We start from the raw sequence: 17,785 nt of genomic DNA, 5'->3' as shown, positions 1-17,785 counted from the left end.
AGGCAGCTGTCTTCAGGGCGTGGCGAGGGTCAGATCCTCGCCCGGCTCATGGCCTCGCGGGTCAGCCTTCTGCTCAGTTCCTTCTCCTGATAGCCGATGTCTCGCAGCAAGCGTTCGTAGGTCTGGTCGCTCATCGGTTCTGGTGTGAAGACTTCCTCCTCGGGTACGGACAGTTTGCGGGCAAGCTCACTGAGGGCATGCCTGCGCAAATAACGTTGCTCCGGCGGCAGGTGTGCCGAACGAACCCAGTCCTCCTGGGCCGAGCGCAGATCCTCCAGCAGATCGAATTTTTCCAGGTGAACACGTTTATTGCTTTCGTATTCTCCAGGCCAGGTCTCACGCAAGTACGCTTCCCAGAACGGCTGCTCGATCATCTGGTTGACCAGACCGTCGCCTGTCTCGCGCTCGATCACTGTGTCGTACGCACGGTCGATGGTCGCGTCATCGACCCCGGCGACCGGGCGAAACTTCATGGCTTCGGACTGCCAGGGCAGTTCCAGGCGTTTGGCCAGACCGGTTTCATAGGCCAGATGCACCTCGACCTCATCGGGGTTGCCCTCGCGCGCCCGGATGTCTGCCCGGGCGATCTCGCCGACTTGTCCAAGGCGCGCCGAGCCCTTGGCCAGCGTTACCAGCTTGCTTTCCAGTTCCGCGCGGTGGGTGGAAAACGAGCGGGCCTCGGAGGCAAGTACCTTGACGCCCATGTTGTTGAACAGTTGGGCGCCGGCATCCTCGCAGCCTTCAGGATCGGTCGACATGAGGAACAGGTCTTCGCGCAGCGGCGTATCGATGTCCATGGCACCTATCATTCGCCATACACGGTCGGTCAACTGGTCCTGCGCCTCTCCCCCCTGCTCGTAATCGGCGGAACGGGTCAGGTCTTGCAGAACCCTGAAAAATCCGTCGGAACCGGGTTCGCTGGCCACCGCATGCCAGGCTTCCGCCCGGTAGGCACCCACGCCCGCCGTTTCTTCCATAAAGGACGTGTCGACAGAGACGGGCCACCGTTCGAGCAGGTCATCGGCGACAGTGGAATAGGTGTCGTGAGGGGCCCTGCCCACCGACGTTCTGTACGCCTCGAATGTGGCGCGCGCGGACGACGACAACCGGTCCCCGTGAAGTCGGGAACGTGCAATCAGCTGCGCTTCATTGGAGCCCAGAGGTACCTGGGGGACATCCCTGATCGTGTTCATCCGCAGGTCCAGAAAGAAGCCTCGAGGCCGGGCCTTCGCAAACAAACCCTCGGGCCAGGCGTCGATATGGGCGTTCACCAGGCTCAACACCTTGAGTCTGGGCATCCGCTCGATATTCGGCGGCGTGCCCAGAGGGTTGTCATCCAGCCTGAGGGTTTCAAGGCGTGTCAGATTACGCAGTTGCTCGAGGGCGGGAGGCGTCAACCGGATCTGATTGTCGTTCAGGCGCAGTGTCTCGAGCAGCCGCATCTTGCCGACGCTTTCAGGGAGTGCGGGCAATCCACAGCCTCTGGCGCTGAACTGACGCAGATGATGAAAGTCCTTGAGCAGACCGTTCGGTGCCGGGGAGAACCGTGAGCCATCCAGGTTCAGGGTCGTGACCTGTTCGAGCCAGGGCTTGAGCTCGCTCGGCATCTCCCGCCACCAACGTTCAAGATCATGGGCGAGAAACTCCTTGGACAGATCCAGCGCATAGCCGCTCTCCAGGCTCGTGGAGCGCTCGCCGAACACTTCGGACTTTCTTTCGAAACACTCCAGCAGCCGGTCGGCGATGAAGCGTCCGCCCTTGCGATGATAGTCCCAGTAGCCTTGAGGCAGGTTGGTATCGGCGGCATCGGGATCCCAATTGCTAAGGTAGCGTTGTCGCCACTGTTCGAGTTCCTGCTTCAACGTCTTGAGCTCGCGTTCAAGCCGATCGATATGCGCATGAGGATCGCCATTGGCATGCAGCGATCGGCTGAAAGCCGCTACTTCGTTTTCGTTGAAATGCGGATAGAGGTTCCTGACTTTTTCTTCCACGGTCCGGGCATCTCTGGACAGTCCCCCTCCGCGCAGCAGCAACTCGGTTTCCAGTGGTACGACCGGGCGGATCGGGGGCCGGGCGAGTAATGTCCTGCGCTCGGCGGGCGCCTGGGTTTTGGCCATCACCCATTGCCTGAACATTTCTCCCTGCCCGGTGCGATAGCCCAGGGCCGCGCGCTTGTCAGCAGGCAGCGCCAGCAGGATGGCCTCATACAAGTCGCCGGCCTCGTGCAGTTTATTGTTCGTGCCGTCGCGCACTTCATATTGGCCATGTTCGTCCCTGATCAACACACGTCGGGTCGTGGCCTCTGTACTGCCTGCGCTGCAGCGTAGCGGACCGTCGTAAGTGCCTTCGCGCACATCCATGCGTAAATCGGCAAACGTGTCGGTATGAAACTTCAGGGCATTGAGGGTCAGGCGTTCGGTGTCGACCCCGCTCAGTGCCGGCTCATGCAAGCCTTCAGCCGCGCGCGCAGCGCTGATCTCAAAAGCGCTTTCCCGGGCCTGGTCCTTAAGGCGCAGCGGGATGCGTCGCTCCTCGAGCATGACCTGCTGTTCATCGGGAGTCGCTCTTGTCAGCAGGGTTTCAGCGACCCTGGAAGGCAGTTGCGGATACTGCTGCTGCAGCAGTTGAACCCGGGCATCGCTGTTGTGATCCTTGAGTCGGTACTGGTACTGGAAGATGTCCGGCGTGCGGGTTTCCACGATATCCGCCAGTTGGTTGCGCAAGACCTGTGCCCGCTGGTTTTTCGGATACTGGTTGCCGAGCAAGGTCTTCATATCGGCATCGTCCAGAAAATTCACGAGCCGCTCCGGGAGCTTGCCGGCCATCATGTCGGCCAGGCTGATGCCGAGCGTCTGCCGGTCCGTGGCTTGCCGGTTGCCGTACTGTCGATAACTACCGCTCAGATCGGCATTTTCATAAACCTTCAGGGCTTTGTCGGCCGGCCAGCCGGGCATGTCCGGCACCATTCGTTCAAACCAGTACGAGGCCGGGTCCAGCGGCTGCCCCGAGCGGATCAGCCGACCCACGTTTTTGGCCTCATTCCAGGTGTTGAAGCGTGTGAGCGTGTCGGTCAACAGGGGCGGGGGAGCGGCATTTTCGACGTGCATGCGGCGCAGCGAAGCTTCCGGCGTCCCGCTGATATTGCGCAGGTGATCCTGTTCGGCGGTGGTATAGCCATCGACGCTATGACCAAGGCGTTGCATGAGCCTGGGCCCGTGCCAGTCTTGCGGTTTTTCGCCCTCATGGACCCAGGCTCCCTGACCGTTATGGCGCAGCTCGGGCGAATAGGCGTTTGGGCGTGTCGGGTGGCGAATCCGATGAAGTCCGCTGCGCGGGTCGCGCTGCACTTCGTAGTGCTTGCCCTCGAGTGGCAAAACAATCTTGCCGGCATGCCTGTGCAGCCCCAGTGCATCGGGGCGTGATGTCTTCGGTGGCGCCAGCTGCGGTTGTTCGTAAGGTCTGAGGTCCGGGTGCCAGAGACGGGTTTTGCCGTCGAACGACTGTACCGGTTTCATCCCCTCGACCAAGAGTGACGGTTTGAGCCCCAATGCGTGACCGGTTTCGGAACCGGCGGCAAAGATTTCCAGTTGCAGGACATCGGTCAGGACTCCCACCACATATTCTGCCGCCTCGACCCAATGCCCCTGGATCATGTCCACCACGCTCTCGACGGCGTCGTTGACTATCTGATAAGCGGTATAGGCCATCATCAGTTCGCCCAGTCCCGGAACAAAGGGCGTCATCACCAGTAGCGCGGCATTGAAGATGTCCGAGGCGATCTTCTTGAAGTTCTCCCACCAGGCCCAGCGCGCCTGGCTGTCGGCATCGGCGGTCGATACTGCGAGACCGCGCGCGTCGTTGAGAATTTTATTGAGTCGTTGCTGGTACAGATACTTCCACAGGGGGGCTGTGATCGGCGGTGCGCTGAATTGCAGCTGAGGTTTCTCGACCGGAGTTTCCCGCCAGGACGGTCGCGGATCCCCCGGTTCCCTGGCGTACCACTTGACATACGTCAGGCGCTGCTCGAGCCCGGCGAAAAAGTGCCCGCGCTGTTCCTGATCAACAAACTGGCTGAAAAACTGGCGATAGCTGATACCGGAAGACGGCAGCGTTCTGTTTGCCCGTAACTGGCGTGTCAGCTCGTCCATGAACGCCAGTGTGGAGGCATATTCCTTGAGCGGGTGGTCGGGGTCGTGCGGCACGTAGGCAATCATTTTCCGAGAGTGTTGTGCCTGTGCCGGGTCGGGGCGAATGATCAAGATCCCCGTCAAGGTCAGGTCCATCAGGCCCAGATCGCAGACGCACATGGCCTGACCGTCCAGTACCAGATTCTGCCGGCCCAGCAACAGCTCGCGAATCAATACGTAGGCATCGGGGCCAATGTCCTTTTTGATCTGCGCCATGCGGGCGGCAGCCTTCAGCGCAGCTTGCTGACTTTGCTCGACCCGTGTGCGCAGATAGGTCTCGGCGACTGGCTCCTTGTTCAGCAGGAATGTTTCGAGATGTGCCCTGTACCGGGCCCCGATGTCCAGTTCCCGGCACAGCGTCTGAAACTGGCTGATGCTGATTGTTTTGCCAATCGGCGAGACGTCGAACAAGTCGCGGGCCGCATCGGTTTTGATAATGAATGTTGAGTAGTGTTGATAGGTTTCACCGTGCGCGAAGTTGTGCAGTGCGGCATCGAGCATTGAAACGGTGCGGGCCCGTGACGCTTCCGTGATATCAATCACGTACCAGGGGGTTGTCGCCGCCGCGTAGAGTCTGACGTATGTATTTCTCACATCGACTTCGATATTGAACTGTTCGAGCAACTTCTTCTTCAGCAAAGGCTCGGCAAATGCATAAACGTCCTGCAGGCGCCCGAGCAGTCGATCAATGCGGTTCTGCGCACCCCAGGCGCGACGGTTGTCGGCTGACAGGCGTTCCAGCTCGGTTGCCGGCGCCGTCATCATCCAGGGCTCACGGTTGAACGATGTCTTTCTCAGCGTTCGGGCACGGTGCAACTGCATATCGCGGAATACCGGATCGATGCGCGATTTAATTAAATCGTAATGTTGCCCTTTATATGTGGATGTTGCTGTCATTGTGCAGGCCTTGAACAAGTAATGAATTCTCAGCCTAACGTTCAATGTCTCGATTAATTAGTTTAAATGCCTGTTGTCTCCGTGTCGGGTTGATACGTTAATCATTGAATATTGATATGTATAAAACACATAACTACCGCCCACTATCGGTTCAATCTGAAGCCAGGGCCACGGTCGTTGTCTGCGTGGCACGGCACTGTGAGTCGCTGCCCGGTTGCAGGTAAGGCATCAGAATCGGCGCCATGCCCTTGAGGACCTGTACCGGCAAGGCCGAGGTGAACTTGAAGTTCTCCGCCGAACGCCCCGGCACGAACGCGGTGAGCGTGCCGAAATGGTGGTCGCCGATGTAGAACACGAAGGTCGCCGTGCGGTTGATCGATTTCGAGCTGAGAATTCGCCCGCCGGAGCCGATGGCCTCGATCCGGTTGTCACCGGTACCGGTTTTTCCACCCATGGTCAGCGGTGTTCCATCAGCCAGTTTGAAACTGCCGGAAACACGTTTGGCCGTTCCCGAGTCCACCACCTGCGACAGCGCTTCACGCATCGCCGTGGCCACTTCGGACGGCATCACCCGTTTGCCGACGTGAGGATCATTGACCAGTTTCGTTTCGTAAGGCGTGCCGGCGGCAAAGTGCAGACTGTCGATGCGCAGGGTCGGCATGCGCACACCGTCGTTGAGGATGGTGCCGATCAGTTCGGCCAACGCCGCGGGGCGGTCGCCGGAGCTGCCGATGGCGGTGGCCAGCGACGGCACCAGGTGATCGAACGGATAGCCGACTTTCTGCCAGCGCTGATGGATCTCGAGGAACGCCTCGATCTCCAGCATCGTGCGGATGCGACTGTCACGGGCACCCTTGTGCCTGCTCTTGAACAGCCAGCTGTAGACTTCCTGACGCTCGAACTGGCTGGCCTTGACGATGTCCTTGAAGGTCGCGTCGGGGTGGTTGAGCAGGTAGCCGATCATCCACAGGTCCAGCGGGTGAACCTTGGCGATGAAGCCCTGATCCGGTAGGTCGTAGGTGCCGGGACCGTAGGCCAGATACAGCCGTTCCAGGCGTTCGTCGGTGAGTTTTTCGGTGATTTTGACGCCCTTGAGGTGCGAGCGCACAAAGGTGTTGAAGTCTTCCTGGCTGGCGTTGGGCAGCAGGTAACGGTGCACGGCGGCCATGCGGATCGGGGTCGGGCGCATGCTGTCGAGGAAGGTGTCGAGCCGGGCCTGGGTGTCCTTGTTCCGGTACTTTTTCCAGAACTTGAGCAGGAACGAGGTGCCCTCTCGGTCGGCAAACGAGGCGAGGTATTCCTGACGTCTTGGGTCGCGGTCGTCCTTGAGCAGTTCGGCGCTGTTGTTGGGACCTGAGTAGGTGGTGTAGCGCACCAGATCGCGCATCAGGCGAATGAACGGCAGGTTGATCGATTCGCGCAGGGCATCGCGCAGCGTCGGCAGGCGACCGTTGTCTTCCTTGCGAAAGTTATGGAACACATGCAGGCCGCCACCGGTGAAAAACGCCTCGCCAGGACTGGCCGAGTATTTGCGGTCGAGGGCGGAGGAGAGCATCTTCGACAGGTCGTGATCCTTGTTCTGGATCAGGTAGTCGATCACCCACTGGCTCAGGCGATCCTGATCCGGTACCTCGACTTTCTTCAGTTCCGGCACGCTCATGGCGCCGTACTTGTCATGCAGCTCCGCGATGATTTGCAGGTAGGTGGTGAGCACCCGCATCTTGGCGGTGGAGCCCAGTTCCAGTTTGCTGCCCTCATTGATGTCGAACGGCTGATCAGTGCTGTCGGTCTGCACCCGCACGCGTGAACCGTCCGGGGTCAGCTCGAACAATGTGAAGCTGTAGCGCACCTGAGTGGTGCTGGTGGGCGTCAGGAGGCGTTCGCCCATCAGGCCGATTTCAGCGGCATAGGCCGGGTCGGCCAGTCGTTTCAGGTATGCAGTGGCCTGGGTTTGCAGCTCGCCTTGCAGGGTGCTGGTAGCGGACAAGTCGAGGCGGTCAAGGTCGTACAGCGGACGGTTGAGCATCGACGCCAGCCGGCTGCGGGCGACACTGATGCCCTTGTTGGTTTCGATCGGCTGAATCGTCGGCTGGGTCTGCCAGTCGCGGTAGCTGATGGTGCTGGCCAGCGCGGCATCGGCCAGGGCAGCGTCGATCACGCCGTTCTGCTTGAGCAGGCGCAAGTGGCTGTTGGTCAGTTCGACCAGTTCTTCACGACCCTTGGTCAGGTAATGCGAAGGGCGGCGCTGGGCGATCATCAGCGAGAGCATCTCGCGCAGGGCCAGGCCCTTGTCCGCCATGGATTTCGGATCGGTGGCGGTACTGGCGAGTGTTCGGTTGGCCTCGTTGAAATCGGCGCCATACCAGACCCGCAGGCCCTCGGCCATGCCATGTACCTCACCATGCCCCGGCACCGCCGACAGCGGCACGCTGTTGAGATAATCGCGAACGATGTTCTGCCGCGCCGGCAAGGTGTCCGGGCCACCCTGATAGGCGCGCACGCTGGCGGAAATCATCTGGCGGATTTTCTCCGCGCCGGACACCGTCAGGCCATCGGGTGAATGGCGGTATTTCTCCAGTTGCGTGGCCAGGGTACTGCCACCGGCCGACTGCCCCGGCAAGTGCAGCAGCTTGGCAACTTGCGACCACGCGGCCATGCCGAAGCGCGGCCAGTCCACCGCCGGGTTGGCCATCGGTTGTTTTGGATCAAGTAGAAAACGGTTTTCGATGAACAGCAGGCTGTTGACCACCACCGGCGGGATCGAATCGAAACTCGCGTACAGCTGCTGCGGATAGTTGTACTGATACAGCGGCGCGGCGCGGCAATCGGTGATCGACAGCCCGGCCTGGATCTTTTCGGAATAGGGCACGAACAGGCCCTTGTCGGTGTAGTTGAGCAGGGCCGGGGAGAAGCGCGTCTGCTCGGTGATCACGTAGTTGCGCTTGATCAGCCGCGGCAGGAACTCGTCCAGCGAGCTGTAGCCCAGACGCAGATCGAACGGCCCGTTGCCCGGATAGCGGATCGCTTCGCTGGGCCCCGGTTGCAATTCGTACTTGAGTTTGGCGGCGTACTGGCTGACCTCGCGGGACTGAAAACGCGAGGTGCGCATTTCCTTCATCGCGGCCAGGCCCACGACAATCGCGATGATCACCAACAGGAGCCAGAAAGCCTTCCACCCATGCCGGTTGCGACGGGGTTTCTCAGGTACAGGCGCTTCATCCACACGTTCAGTCGGAACCACTTTTTCACTCGAATCGGTTTGCCACAAAGCGCCCATAGTCGATTGATCCATTCACGCAGATTGATCGGACTTGACTGAAGCTTAGTCGCTGGTTGGCGTCGGTGAAAAAATTGTGAAGGTCATCGAGCGGTGACAGGACCGAGCGACGGGGCGGTGAGGATCCGAAGCGCACAGGTATCGTCGCGCCTGTATCGGGAAACATAACAAGGTGAGCAAAAAGCTTCTGACTGACGCTCGCCAATCTGAAAAAAGTTGTCTGGATTTGCAATTGGTTGATGTTTTTTTCAAGTGTCAAATTCAAGTTGAGTGATGTTTATTAAAGTCTCATTTCTTGATTTGGAGTTGCATCGTGGGTACGTACTTCCGGTCTTTTGCACGCTTCGCGCCTGCAGTAGTTAATAATCTTGAAAGTTTAAACGATGAGTATTCCGAGGTGGTGCTGGCAGCAACTCCACCTGCACTTGTTAATATGTCGAAGTCCAATCTTGAGATGTTGAAAAAGATTACGCCGTCGAGACCTGATTGGCTGACAAGCGCGTCGCCTCAACAACTGGCGGAGGCACGCAGGGCCATAGAGGAAAGCGTGGCCGCGCATACTGCTTTCAGTGCCCTGATGGACCAGGTCAAGTCCCCGGAGGCGTTCGCCGAGCCACTGCTCAGGGCGAAGCTGAAGGGCGAGACGGGATCTGATATCGAGGTGCAAAGCTTGTGGCTGGCTTTCTCTCCTTCTTCGATATCCCCTTCGCGTCCGCCGACTGAACGTTATACGTTTTTGCAAGCTGCCCTTCATAACTTCGATGAAGCAGAAACGGACTTCAGGTCATTTTCCCGTATCGGCTGGGAAGGCGATCAACCGACCGATAGGAGGATCAGTGCGCTTCGTTTCATCGAATTGTGTCGAGAGCTGGATGTCGGCCGGCTTTATCAGGCCCATATCCGGCAAGCACTGAAGCTGGATGATGCGACGGGTCTTAAAGCGCTGAGTGATGCCTTCACTGCTTATCAGAGCGCTTCGTTGAAAGCGTCAAGTCATGTTGCTGTGCTCAAGGGCGATATTGAGGCCAGACATCATCGGGCCCTGCTTGAAGTGGCTAACGGCAAAAAAGATGTGAAGGTTGACGGCAAGTCGCTCTGGTATCGCGGCATGAGCTTCATGAATATGCCATTGCACGGTTGCGCGATTTTCGAGATTGCCGATCCGGAAGACGATAGCGTTCTCGATAAATTGCTGCCAACAGTTGATGGATTCTGGCCAAACGACTTGATCGCCTGGATTCCGGATGATCCCGATCATCCGCTGAAACTTTATCCGAAGTTGACGGCACTCAAGACTCAACTTGTCAGCCAGTTTGTGCGCAAGCCCCAGGATGAAAAGGCCGACCCGCAAGCACCGACCGACTATCAGGTGTTTTTTAGTCGCTTCGTAAAACATAAAGACCGGCCGAAGTTTTTTTCCAGCTTTACCGAACTCGTCACTGCGAACGATCCGAGAACCCGTCGTCAAAAAAAGGCGCCGGACTTTCTCCTGCAGGAGCTGATAGTGAGCCCTTCAGGCGATCGCTGGGATACGAGCCTCGACATCTGGCAGGTGTCTTTCAGACGCTTCAGGCATCGATTACTGGCTGATGCACGCAGTGCCGCTGTGCCTACCGCTGACGCTGATGCTCGCGGGCGCCGTGCCTGGTTTGCACAACTCCTGGACATTGGTTTGATGGCGTTGAACCTGCTGTCCTTCACGGTACCCGCAGTCGGAGTTCTGATGCTCGGCGTCACGGCGATCCAGCTGATGGATGATGTTTTGGAGGGGCTTGAGGATTTGAGTCTCGGCGACCGGGAAAATGGCTGGCGGCTGATCAACGGGGTTCTGGAGAATGTGGCGATTGCGGCGGCTGGGGGCGCGTTGACAGGGAGCATTGCATCGGGAGGCCGCACGGAGTTCTTGCCGATCAAACTTGAGAGCGGACAGAAACGTTTGTGGAAACCAGACCTGACGGAGTACCGGAGCAACGTGTCGCTCGCCGATATCGAGCCCAATGTTCGCGACCAGTTTCTTGTCGCGAACAAACTGTATGTGCGTGTCGAGGGGCACGTTTATGAAAAACGTTTCGATCCAGCAACCAACACCTGGCGTATCATCCACCCCCGCAATGCCAGCGCGTATCAACCTTTCCTTACTGAAAACATGAACGGCTGGAGCCACAGTCCGCATCGGCCCGTACCGGTGCTATCGCCCGAATCCGCATCTGACGCATTCGTTTACGGTCCGCTTGTAACAGGCGAAGCGGCTTCGCTGGATGTCGCTGCCGCACATCCCGCTGCGGCGTCGGGCATCGATAATCGATTCAATGCCCGATATGCAGTCGAGGAGTCACTGATTCTGGGCCTTCAACCGAGTAAAGGCATTTACCGCAGTGTCGACGGACAATGGTGTTACATCCGCAATATCGACGACAGTGGGGTTGTGGCGGTGTATCAGATTCGTGATGCGTTCAATCTCAATGCCGAGATCGTGGACGTCAACATTGTCGATCCGCAGAGCAATCGGGCGACGGAGCTGCGCCTGCGGGAAGTAGCGCCCGACCGATGGCAGCCTCTGTCATTGAGAGGGGGCGCCAGGTCTGACAGTTCACTGGCTGACGGTCCTTCCTTCTTGCGCAAGCGACTGCCCAATGGTTTGTGGGAGCCGGAAATCGAAGTGGTTTCCAGCGCCGACGTGAGGCACCTGCCGTTTGATTGGGGGGAGATGCATCAGCTTCCCTATTCCATCGAACCGACCAGCATTCATCAGGCGCTTGAGATGCCCGAGTTGGGTCGACTGCCCATTGCAACCGATCTGATGGAAGAAATCACGGGGGGATTGTCGAAGGGGACTGCGTCGCAACTCGACATGCGAAAAGGCGGGGGCAGCTTCCTGTTTACCATGCAGCGCATGAAGTATTCAGGTGCCGTGGAAGGGGAGTTCAATGCACTCAAAGTCCTCGATCTTGAGGCGGGTGATCTCCCTGAGCGTACGAACGCGATTTCCGCATACTGGTCGCCGCAGGGAGGTTACGTCGATATCCCCGTTCACCCTGGATGGGCGCAACCGGATCATGTCTTCACACCCGGTTTCAGCGGTTGCTCCCTGGTGGTGGATCAGATGGATGAAAACCTGCTTCGGGTCCGGCATGTCGAGGGCGGCAAGGAAGCTGCCCAATACAACGATCTGGCCCGGGAAGAGCATGGATGGGGACTGAGTGTCGCCATGGAGTATCCGGACTACGGACTCCGTCTGGACCAGAACGGCAATCCCGACTCGATCCTGACGGGCTTCGCCTTCATGAGGTACGACCGAACGGCTCGCGTCTGGAAACTGCACTATCAATCCAATCAGGGGGCGACCGCCATTGCCCGCTATTCGATGGCGCAACCGGGCTGGTTTTCCCGTCCCGATACGCTGGCTCGAGTCTTTGGCCGGACGAAAGTCTGGAGGGTCGAGACCCGGCCAGTGACGACCATCGAAAGGTCTGTCGCACCGGCCGGCCTGTGACGTTGCACCATTGCTGTGCAATACTCGGCGCCCATTTGCGCGGTGAATAATCCTCGAAATGCAGGATGGTTTGTCTCGTAAACCTGTTAATTGACGAGGTTTACGTCTGAATCAGATGCCTTATAGAGTGAAAAAACCTGTCGCAAGCTTTTTATACTGCACGCCCCGCTGATCCCGCAGGTTGCTTCTGCGGGACGGTTCTGCCCACGAAGCAGGGCCGGTATTTACCCAGGCGCAGGCTTATCGGCCGACGCTTGAACACTCGGTGGTCACATCCAATAACAAGACGAGGAAGTCCCCCATGCCAGTCGGCAATCACCCGCCCCATGGCGAAACCGCTCAAGGCGGTCCGCTCAAACGCGAACTCGGTGAACGGCATATTCGCCTGATGGCGCTCGGCGCCTGCATCGGTGTCGGTCTGTTTCTCGGTTCGGCCAAGGCCATCGAAATGGCCGGCCCGGCGATCATGCTGTCTTACATCATCGGCGGTCTGGCGATCCTGGTGATCATGCGCGCCCTCGGCGAAATGGCCGTACACAACCCGGTCGCCGGCTCCTTCAGCCGTTACGCACAGGATTATCTCGGCCCGCTGGCGGGCTTTCTCACCGGCTGGAACTACTGGTTCCTGTGGCTGGTGACCTGCGTCGCCGAAATCACGGCGGTGGCGGTGTACATGGGCATCTGGTTCCCCGATGTCCCGCGCTGGATCTGGGCGCTGGCGGCGCTGGTCAGCATGGGCTCGATCAACCTGATCGCGGTGAAAGCCTTCGGTGAGTTCGAGTTCTGGTTCGCCCTGATCAAGATCGTCACCATCATCGCCATGGTGCTCGGCGGCATTGGCATCATCGCCTTCGGTTTCGGCAACGACGGTGTGGCACTGGGGATTTCCAACCTGTGGGCCCACGGCGGCTTCATGCCCAACGGTGTGACGGGCGTGCTGATGTCCCTGCAAATGGTGATGTTCGCCTATCTGGGCGTGGAGATGATCGGCCTGACCGCCGGTGAAGCGAAGAACCCGCAGAAGACCATCCCCAATGCAATCGGCTCGGTGTTCTGGCGGATCCTGCTGTTCTACGTCGGCGCGCTGTTCGTGATCCTGTCGATCTACCCGTGGAACGAAATCGGCACCCAGGGCAGTCCGTTCGTGATGACCTTTGAGCGTCTGGGCATCAAGACCGCCGCCGGCATCATCAACTTCGTGGTGATCACTGCAGCGCTGTCGTCGTGCAACGGCGGCATCTTCAGCACCGGTCGCATGCTCTACAGCCTGGCGCAAAACGGCCAGGCGCCGGCCGGTTTCGCTCGCACCTCGAGCAACGGCGTACCGCGTCGGGCGTTGCTGCTGTCGATCTTCGCGCTGCTGCTGGGCGTGCTGCTCAACTATCTGGTACCGGAAAAAGTCTTCGTCTGGGTGACGTCCATCGCCACCTTCGGCGCGATCTGGACCTGGGTGATGATCCTGCTGGCCCAGCTGAAATTCCGCAAAGGCCTGAGCGCCAGCGAACGGGCGGGCCTGAAGTACAAGATGTGGCTGTTCCCGGTCAGCTCGTATCTGGCGCTGGCGTTCCTGGTGCTGGTGGTCGGCCTGATGGCGTACTTCCCGGATACTCGCGTGGCGCTGTATGTCGGCCCGGCGTTCCTGGTGCTGCTGACCGTGTTGTTCTACGTGTTCAAGCTGCAACCGAAGGATTCGGTACAGGGCGCGATGCGTTCGGCTTCGTAATTCGTTGTCGCTGAAACCTGAAAGCCCCGGTCGAAAGTCCGGGGCTTTTTCATGGGTGTGAGTTGATGCCGCTGGTCTGAAATCAGCGCAAAAAACGACTTCTGATTCAGAGTCATGTTCGAAGGTTTATCTACTTCGTTTCCAGCGCAGCCGTGAACAGAGGCGCAGTATGAGGATCAGCGATTTTCTCGTACGAGAACTCGGCCGCCGTCAGGTCGTGCTGTTCTTCCTGCTTGCCACAATGCTGTACATCCTGCCGCTGATCCTCGCTGACTTCCCCTACATCGATGACAACTGGCGCACGCTGGCAGCCGGCAACGCCTGGGCCGGGCAGGGGCGGTTGTTCATGGACTGGCTGTATCAGGCGCTGACCTTTACCGGCGCTGCACCGAACATTTTTCCATTGCCGCTGTTGCTCGCCACCGTAGCGATGTCGTTCGCTCTGACCCGGCTGACCTTCCACTATTTTCCCGAACCGACGGTGGCCTGTTGCCTGGTGCCCTTGCCGCTCTGGTACAACCCGTTCCTGTTGCAGAACCTGTCCTATCAATACGACGGGGCCGGCATGGCACTGAGTCTGGTCGCGGTGATTTACGCGATCACTTTTTGCGGCGCTTCACGCATTCAGCGATGGCTGGTGCCGTCGGCGTTGCTGGCGCTGGCGATCGGGCTGTATCAGATCAGTCTCAATGTGTTTCTCGGTCTGTGCTGCCTGGAATTGCTGCGCAATGTCCATCGGCGAGTACCGTGGTCGGAGCTCTGGCACCAGTCAGGCTGGCGGCTGGCGCAACTGCTGCTGGCAGTGTTGATTTACAGCGTCACGGCCTATCCGTTCACTGACCACGGACGCACGCAATTGCTGAAGGCAAGCGCTGATCCGTTGCTGCAGATCGGCATCAATATCGCTCGGGTGATGGAGAAGGTAGCGCTGCTGTTTCACGGCGGTTACACGGCGGTTTTTATTGCGCTGGTGCTGTGTGCTGTGATCGGCGCCGTGCAGTTGGGGCGGCAGATTCGCGAGCGCCACCTGTCGCGCGCCAAGGGCTTGCTGCTGAGCTTCAGCTGCCTGCTGGCAATGCCGCTGATTGTGCTGCTGGTGCCGGGCATGACGCTGCTGTTTCGCGACTTCAATGAAGGCGCGCGCACCCTGATGGGGTTCGGCGTGCTGCTGATGTTGCTGTTCTATCTGGCCTATGTCGGATTGACGTCGCTGCACTCGCGATTGCCCCTGTTGTTGGCAATTCCGCTTCTGGCAACCTTGTCGCTGTCCTTCGCTTACGGGCGGGTGCTGATGATGGAAAAAACCTTTGCCAATAGCGCCCTGTTCAGCCTCAGTCAGGACATTTCCTCTCATCGCGAACTGCGCGAAGCCAAACGTATTTACCTGTCGGTCACTTACTCCGACCGTTGGCTGGCGGGTGCGGAGGGCACCTTCAAACAGCTACCGGTGCTGCGCTATCTGTTGAACATCGACTACTTCATGCTCGCCGAAAACCTGCCGTCGGCCGGCATCACCAACGTGGTTGCAGAGCGCGAACGGCGCAATGCCACCCGCGTCGGCTATCAGGGGTTTCCAGCCTTGGTGGATCGCCTCTATTACCGCATCTATCTGACCGGCGATTACGGTTTCATCGTCATGAAAGAGCCGCCCCATGGTCGGCTCTTGAGTTGGTGAGTATCCGAGGTGCTATGCCCTGAGCGTTACTGCTAGGCGGCCGCGATCTCCTGCGGCTCAAAACTGTCCGCCCTAGCCATCTGCCACATCCGCGAATAGAACTCGCCGTTCACTTCCCCGGTGAGCAACTCACCCGGTTTCAGGAACACATGCAGCTGCGAGAACAGTTTGATTTCGGTGGCCGACATGCGCCGCACCAGATGCTTGGCCGACAGTTGCGACGGGTGATCGAGGCCGGCGGCGGCGAGCATTTCCGCCAGGGCCTTGAGCGTATTGCGGTGGAAGTTGTAGACCCGCTGGGCCTTGTCCGGCACCACCAGCGCACGCTGGCGCAGGGTGTCCTGAGTGGCGACGCCGGTCGGGCATTTGTTGGTGTGGCAGCTTTGCGACTGGATGCAGCCGATGGCGAACATGAAGCCGCGCGCCGAGTTGGCCCAGTCGGCGCCGATGGCCAGCACGCTGGCGATGTCGAAGGCGCTGACGATCTTGCCGCTGGCGCCGAGTTTGATCTTGTCGCGCAGATTCAGACCGACCAGGGTGTTGTGCACGAACAACAGGCCCTCGCGCATCGGCACGCCGATGTGGTCGGTGAACTCCACCGGCGCGGCGCCGGTGCCGCCTTCCTTGCCGTCGACCACGATGAAGTCCGGCAGGATGCCGGTTTCCAGCATGGCCTTGGCGATGCCCATGAACTCCCATGGATGGCCGAGGCAGAACTTGAAGCCCACCGGTTTGCCGCCGGACAGTTCACGCAGTTGCTGGATGAAATGCATCATTTCGATCGGCGTGGAGAACGCGCTGTGGCGCGACGGTGAAATGCAGTCTTCACCCATCAGAATTCCACGGGTATCGGCGATTTCCTGGGTGACCTTGTGCTTGGGCAGGATCCCGCCGTGGCCGGGTTTGGCGCCCTGGCTCATTTTGATTTCGATCATCCGCACTTGCGGGGTCTGCGCCTGGGCGGCGAAGCGTTCCGGGTCGAAGCGGCCGTCGCTGGTACGGCAGCCGAAATAGCCGCTGCCCAGTTCCCAGGTCAGGTCGCCACCGTGTTCGCGGTGATAGGGGCTGATGCTGCCTTCGCCGGTGTCGTGGGCGAAGTTGCCGAGTTTGGCGCCCTGGTTCAGCGCGCGGATCGCGTTGGCGCTGAGCGAGCCAAAACTCATGGCCGAGATGTTGAACACTGACGCCGAGTACGGCTGGGTGCACTGCGGGCCGCCGACGGTGACGCGGAAACTGCTCGGGTCGCTCAACGGCGCCGGGCGCATCGAGTGGCCGATGAATTCGAAACCGGATTGATAGACGTCGATCAGGGTGCCGAACGGTTTGTCGGCGGTTTCATTCTTGGCCCGCGAGTACACCAGCGAACGCTGGGCGCGGGAGAAGGGCAGGGCGTCGCTGTCGGATTCCAGCAGGTACTGGCGGATTTCCGGGCGGATGCCCTCGACCAGATAACGGATGTTGCCCAGGATCGGATAGTTGCGGCGCACCGCGTGCGGGCTCTGCATCAGGTCGAACAGACCGATCAGGCTCAATACGCCGGTGACCGCGGTGATCGGCCACAGCCAGTCGTGTTCGAGAAAGGGCAGGCTGGCGAGGGTGAACATCACGCAGACGGCAAAGAAGGCGTAGCGGCTCAGGAGTGACAGGCTCATACGGTTTCCTTGGTTCGGACGGTTTTTTTGCGGCAGTCAGGCGTTCTGCGCCTGCAGAAAGATCGAAAACAGCTCCGACTGGGATTTGATCCCCAGCTTGCTGTACATGTGTTTCTTATGGACTTTCACGGTTTCAACAGAGATTTCCAGCTTACGGGCGATTTCTTTACTGGAGCAACCGCTGAGCATCAGGCGCCCGACGTCCAGTTCCCGGGCGGTCAGTTGCGCGCCCTTGAGCTGCTGCACCGACGCTTCGAGCTGTACCCGCCAGTCCGGTTGCGCAGGCGCCGGGGCGAGGGCCACGGTTTCGTTGATTTCATAGGGCAGGCGCTGGCGCAACAGGCCGAGCACCCACGGCTGGATCAGCGACAGCAGGGCAATCTGCTCGCCGGTGAAGCGTTGCTGGCTGCCCAGTGACAGACACAGCGTGCGGTCGCCCTCGAGCTGGCAATTGAACTGGATTTCGTCGGCCACCACATTCAGACGAAAGTATCGCTGGTAATACTCGGTCAGTTCGAAGTGCTCCGGTGCGACCTCCGACAGGCGATACAACCCGGTGCGCGATTGCTCGCGGCAGGCGATGTAGAACGGGTCGAGCAGGTACAGACCGCGCAAGTAGTCCTGAAACAATTGGTCGGGACTGCCGTCGGCACCGGGGCATTCGGCGAACACCTGCGGGTGGCGGTCGGCGCTGAACAGCAGCGCCACCCAGCTATCGAACGGCACGTACTGGTCGAGCAGGCGCACCAGTTGCGCCCAGAAATTCGGCTTGTCGAGGGCGTCGATCAACTGCCCCACGGCGCGGTGCCAGGTGATGTCGTCAAACGAAAGAGTCATGCCTCTACCCCTATCGGGTTACCCCGGCCGCGTAATTCCCGGGC

7 protein-coding genes are annotated in these 17,785 nt (G+C 59.5%); 3 read left to right on the top strand and 4 right to left on the bottom strand.

The annotated features are described in order from the left end of the window. Positions 1-29: 29 nt before the first annotated feature. Together ACODTD_RS10640 and ACODTD_RS10635 are read right to left on the bottom strand one after the other, a co-directional pair. Positions 30-5,084, bottom strand: a complete 5,055-nt coding sequence (locus tag ACODTD_RS10640) for an NEL-type E3 ubiquitin ligase domain-containing protein (protein ID WP_489104827.1) — start codon at positions 5,082-5,084, stop codon at positions 30-32. Positions 5,085-5,235: 151 nt separating this feature from the next. Next, the gene (locus ACODTD_RS10635; protein ID WP_041475421.1) at positions 5,236-8,361 is read right to left on the bottom strand and encodes a transglycosylase domain-containing protein; all 3,126 of its coding nucleotides are present in this window, start codon (positions 8,359-8,361) and stop codon (positions 5,236-5,238) included. 313 nt (positions 8,362-8,674) lie between these two features. On the opposite strand from ACODTD_RS10635, the gene ACODTD_RS10630 reads away from it, so the two are divergent. The 3 genes from ACODTD_RS10630 to ACODTD_RS10620 all read left to right on the top strand — a co-directional run bounded on the left by ACODTD_RS10630 (position 8,675) and on the right by ACODTD_RS10620 (position 15,252). Next, positions 8,675-11,854, top strand: a complete 3,180-nt coding sequence (locus ACODTD_RS10630; protein WP_489104826.1) for a dermonecrotic toxin domain-containing protein — start codon at positions 8,675-8,677, stop codon at positions 11,852-11,854. 301 nt (positions 11,855-12,155) lie between these two features. Further along, entirely contained in the window at positions 12,156-13,577 is a 1,422-nt protein-coding gene (locus ACODTD_RS10625; protein ID WP_011335773.1) for an amino acid permease, read from the top strand. Between the two features lie 169 nt (positions 13,578-13,746). Continuing rightward, positions 13,747-15,252, top strand: a complete 1,506-nt coding sequence (locus ACODTD_RS10620; RefSeq protein ID WP_011335772.1) for a glucosyltransferase domain-containing protein — start codon at positions 13,747-13,749, stop codon at positions 15,250-15,252. A gap of 32 nt (positions 15,253-15,284) precedes the next feature. Here the strand turns inward: ACODTD_RS10620 and ACODTD_RS10615 are convergent, their stop codons facing one another. Continuing rightward, positions 15,285-16,904, bottom strand: a complete 1,620-nt coding sequence (locus tag ACODTD_RS10615) for an FMN-binding glutamate synthase family protein (RefSeq protein ID WP_011335771.1) — start codon at positions 16,902-16,904, stop codon at positions 15,285-15,287. A gap of 36 nt (positions 16,905-16,940) precedes the next feature. After that, on the bottom strand, positions 16,941-17,741 hold the full coding sequence (locus ACODTD_RS10610) for a helix-turn-helix transcriptional regulator (RefSeq protein ID WP_011335770.1): 801 nt from the start codon (positions 17,739-17,741) through the stop codon (positions 16,941-16,943). Positions 17,742-17,785 lie beyond the last annotated feature (44 nt).

This window comes from Pseudomonas sp. FG35 (assembly GCF_057809295.1).
This window is presented reverse-complemented; position numbering and strand designations above follow the sequence as displayed.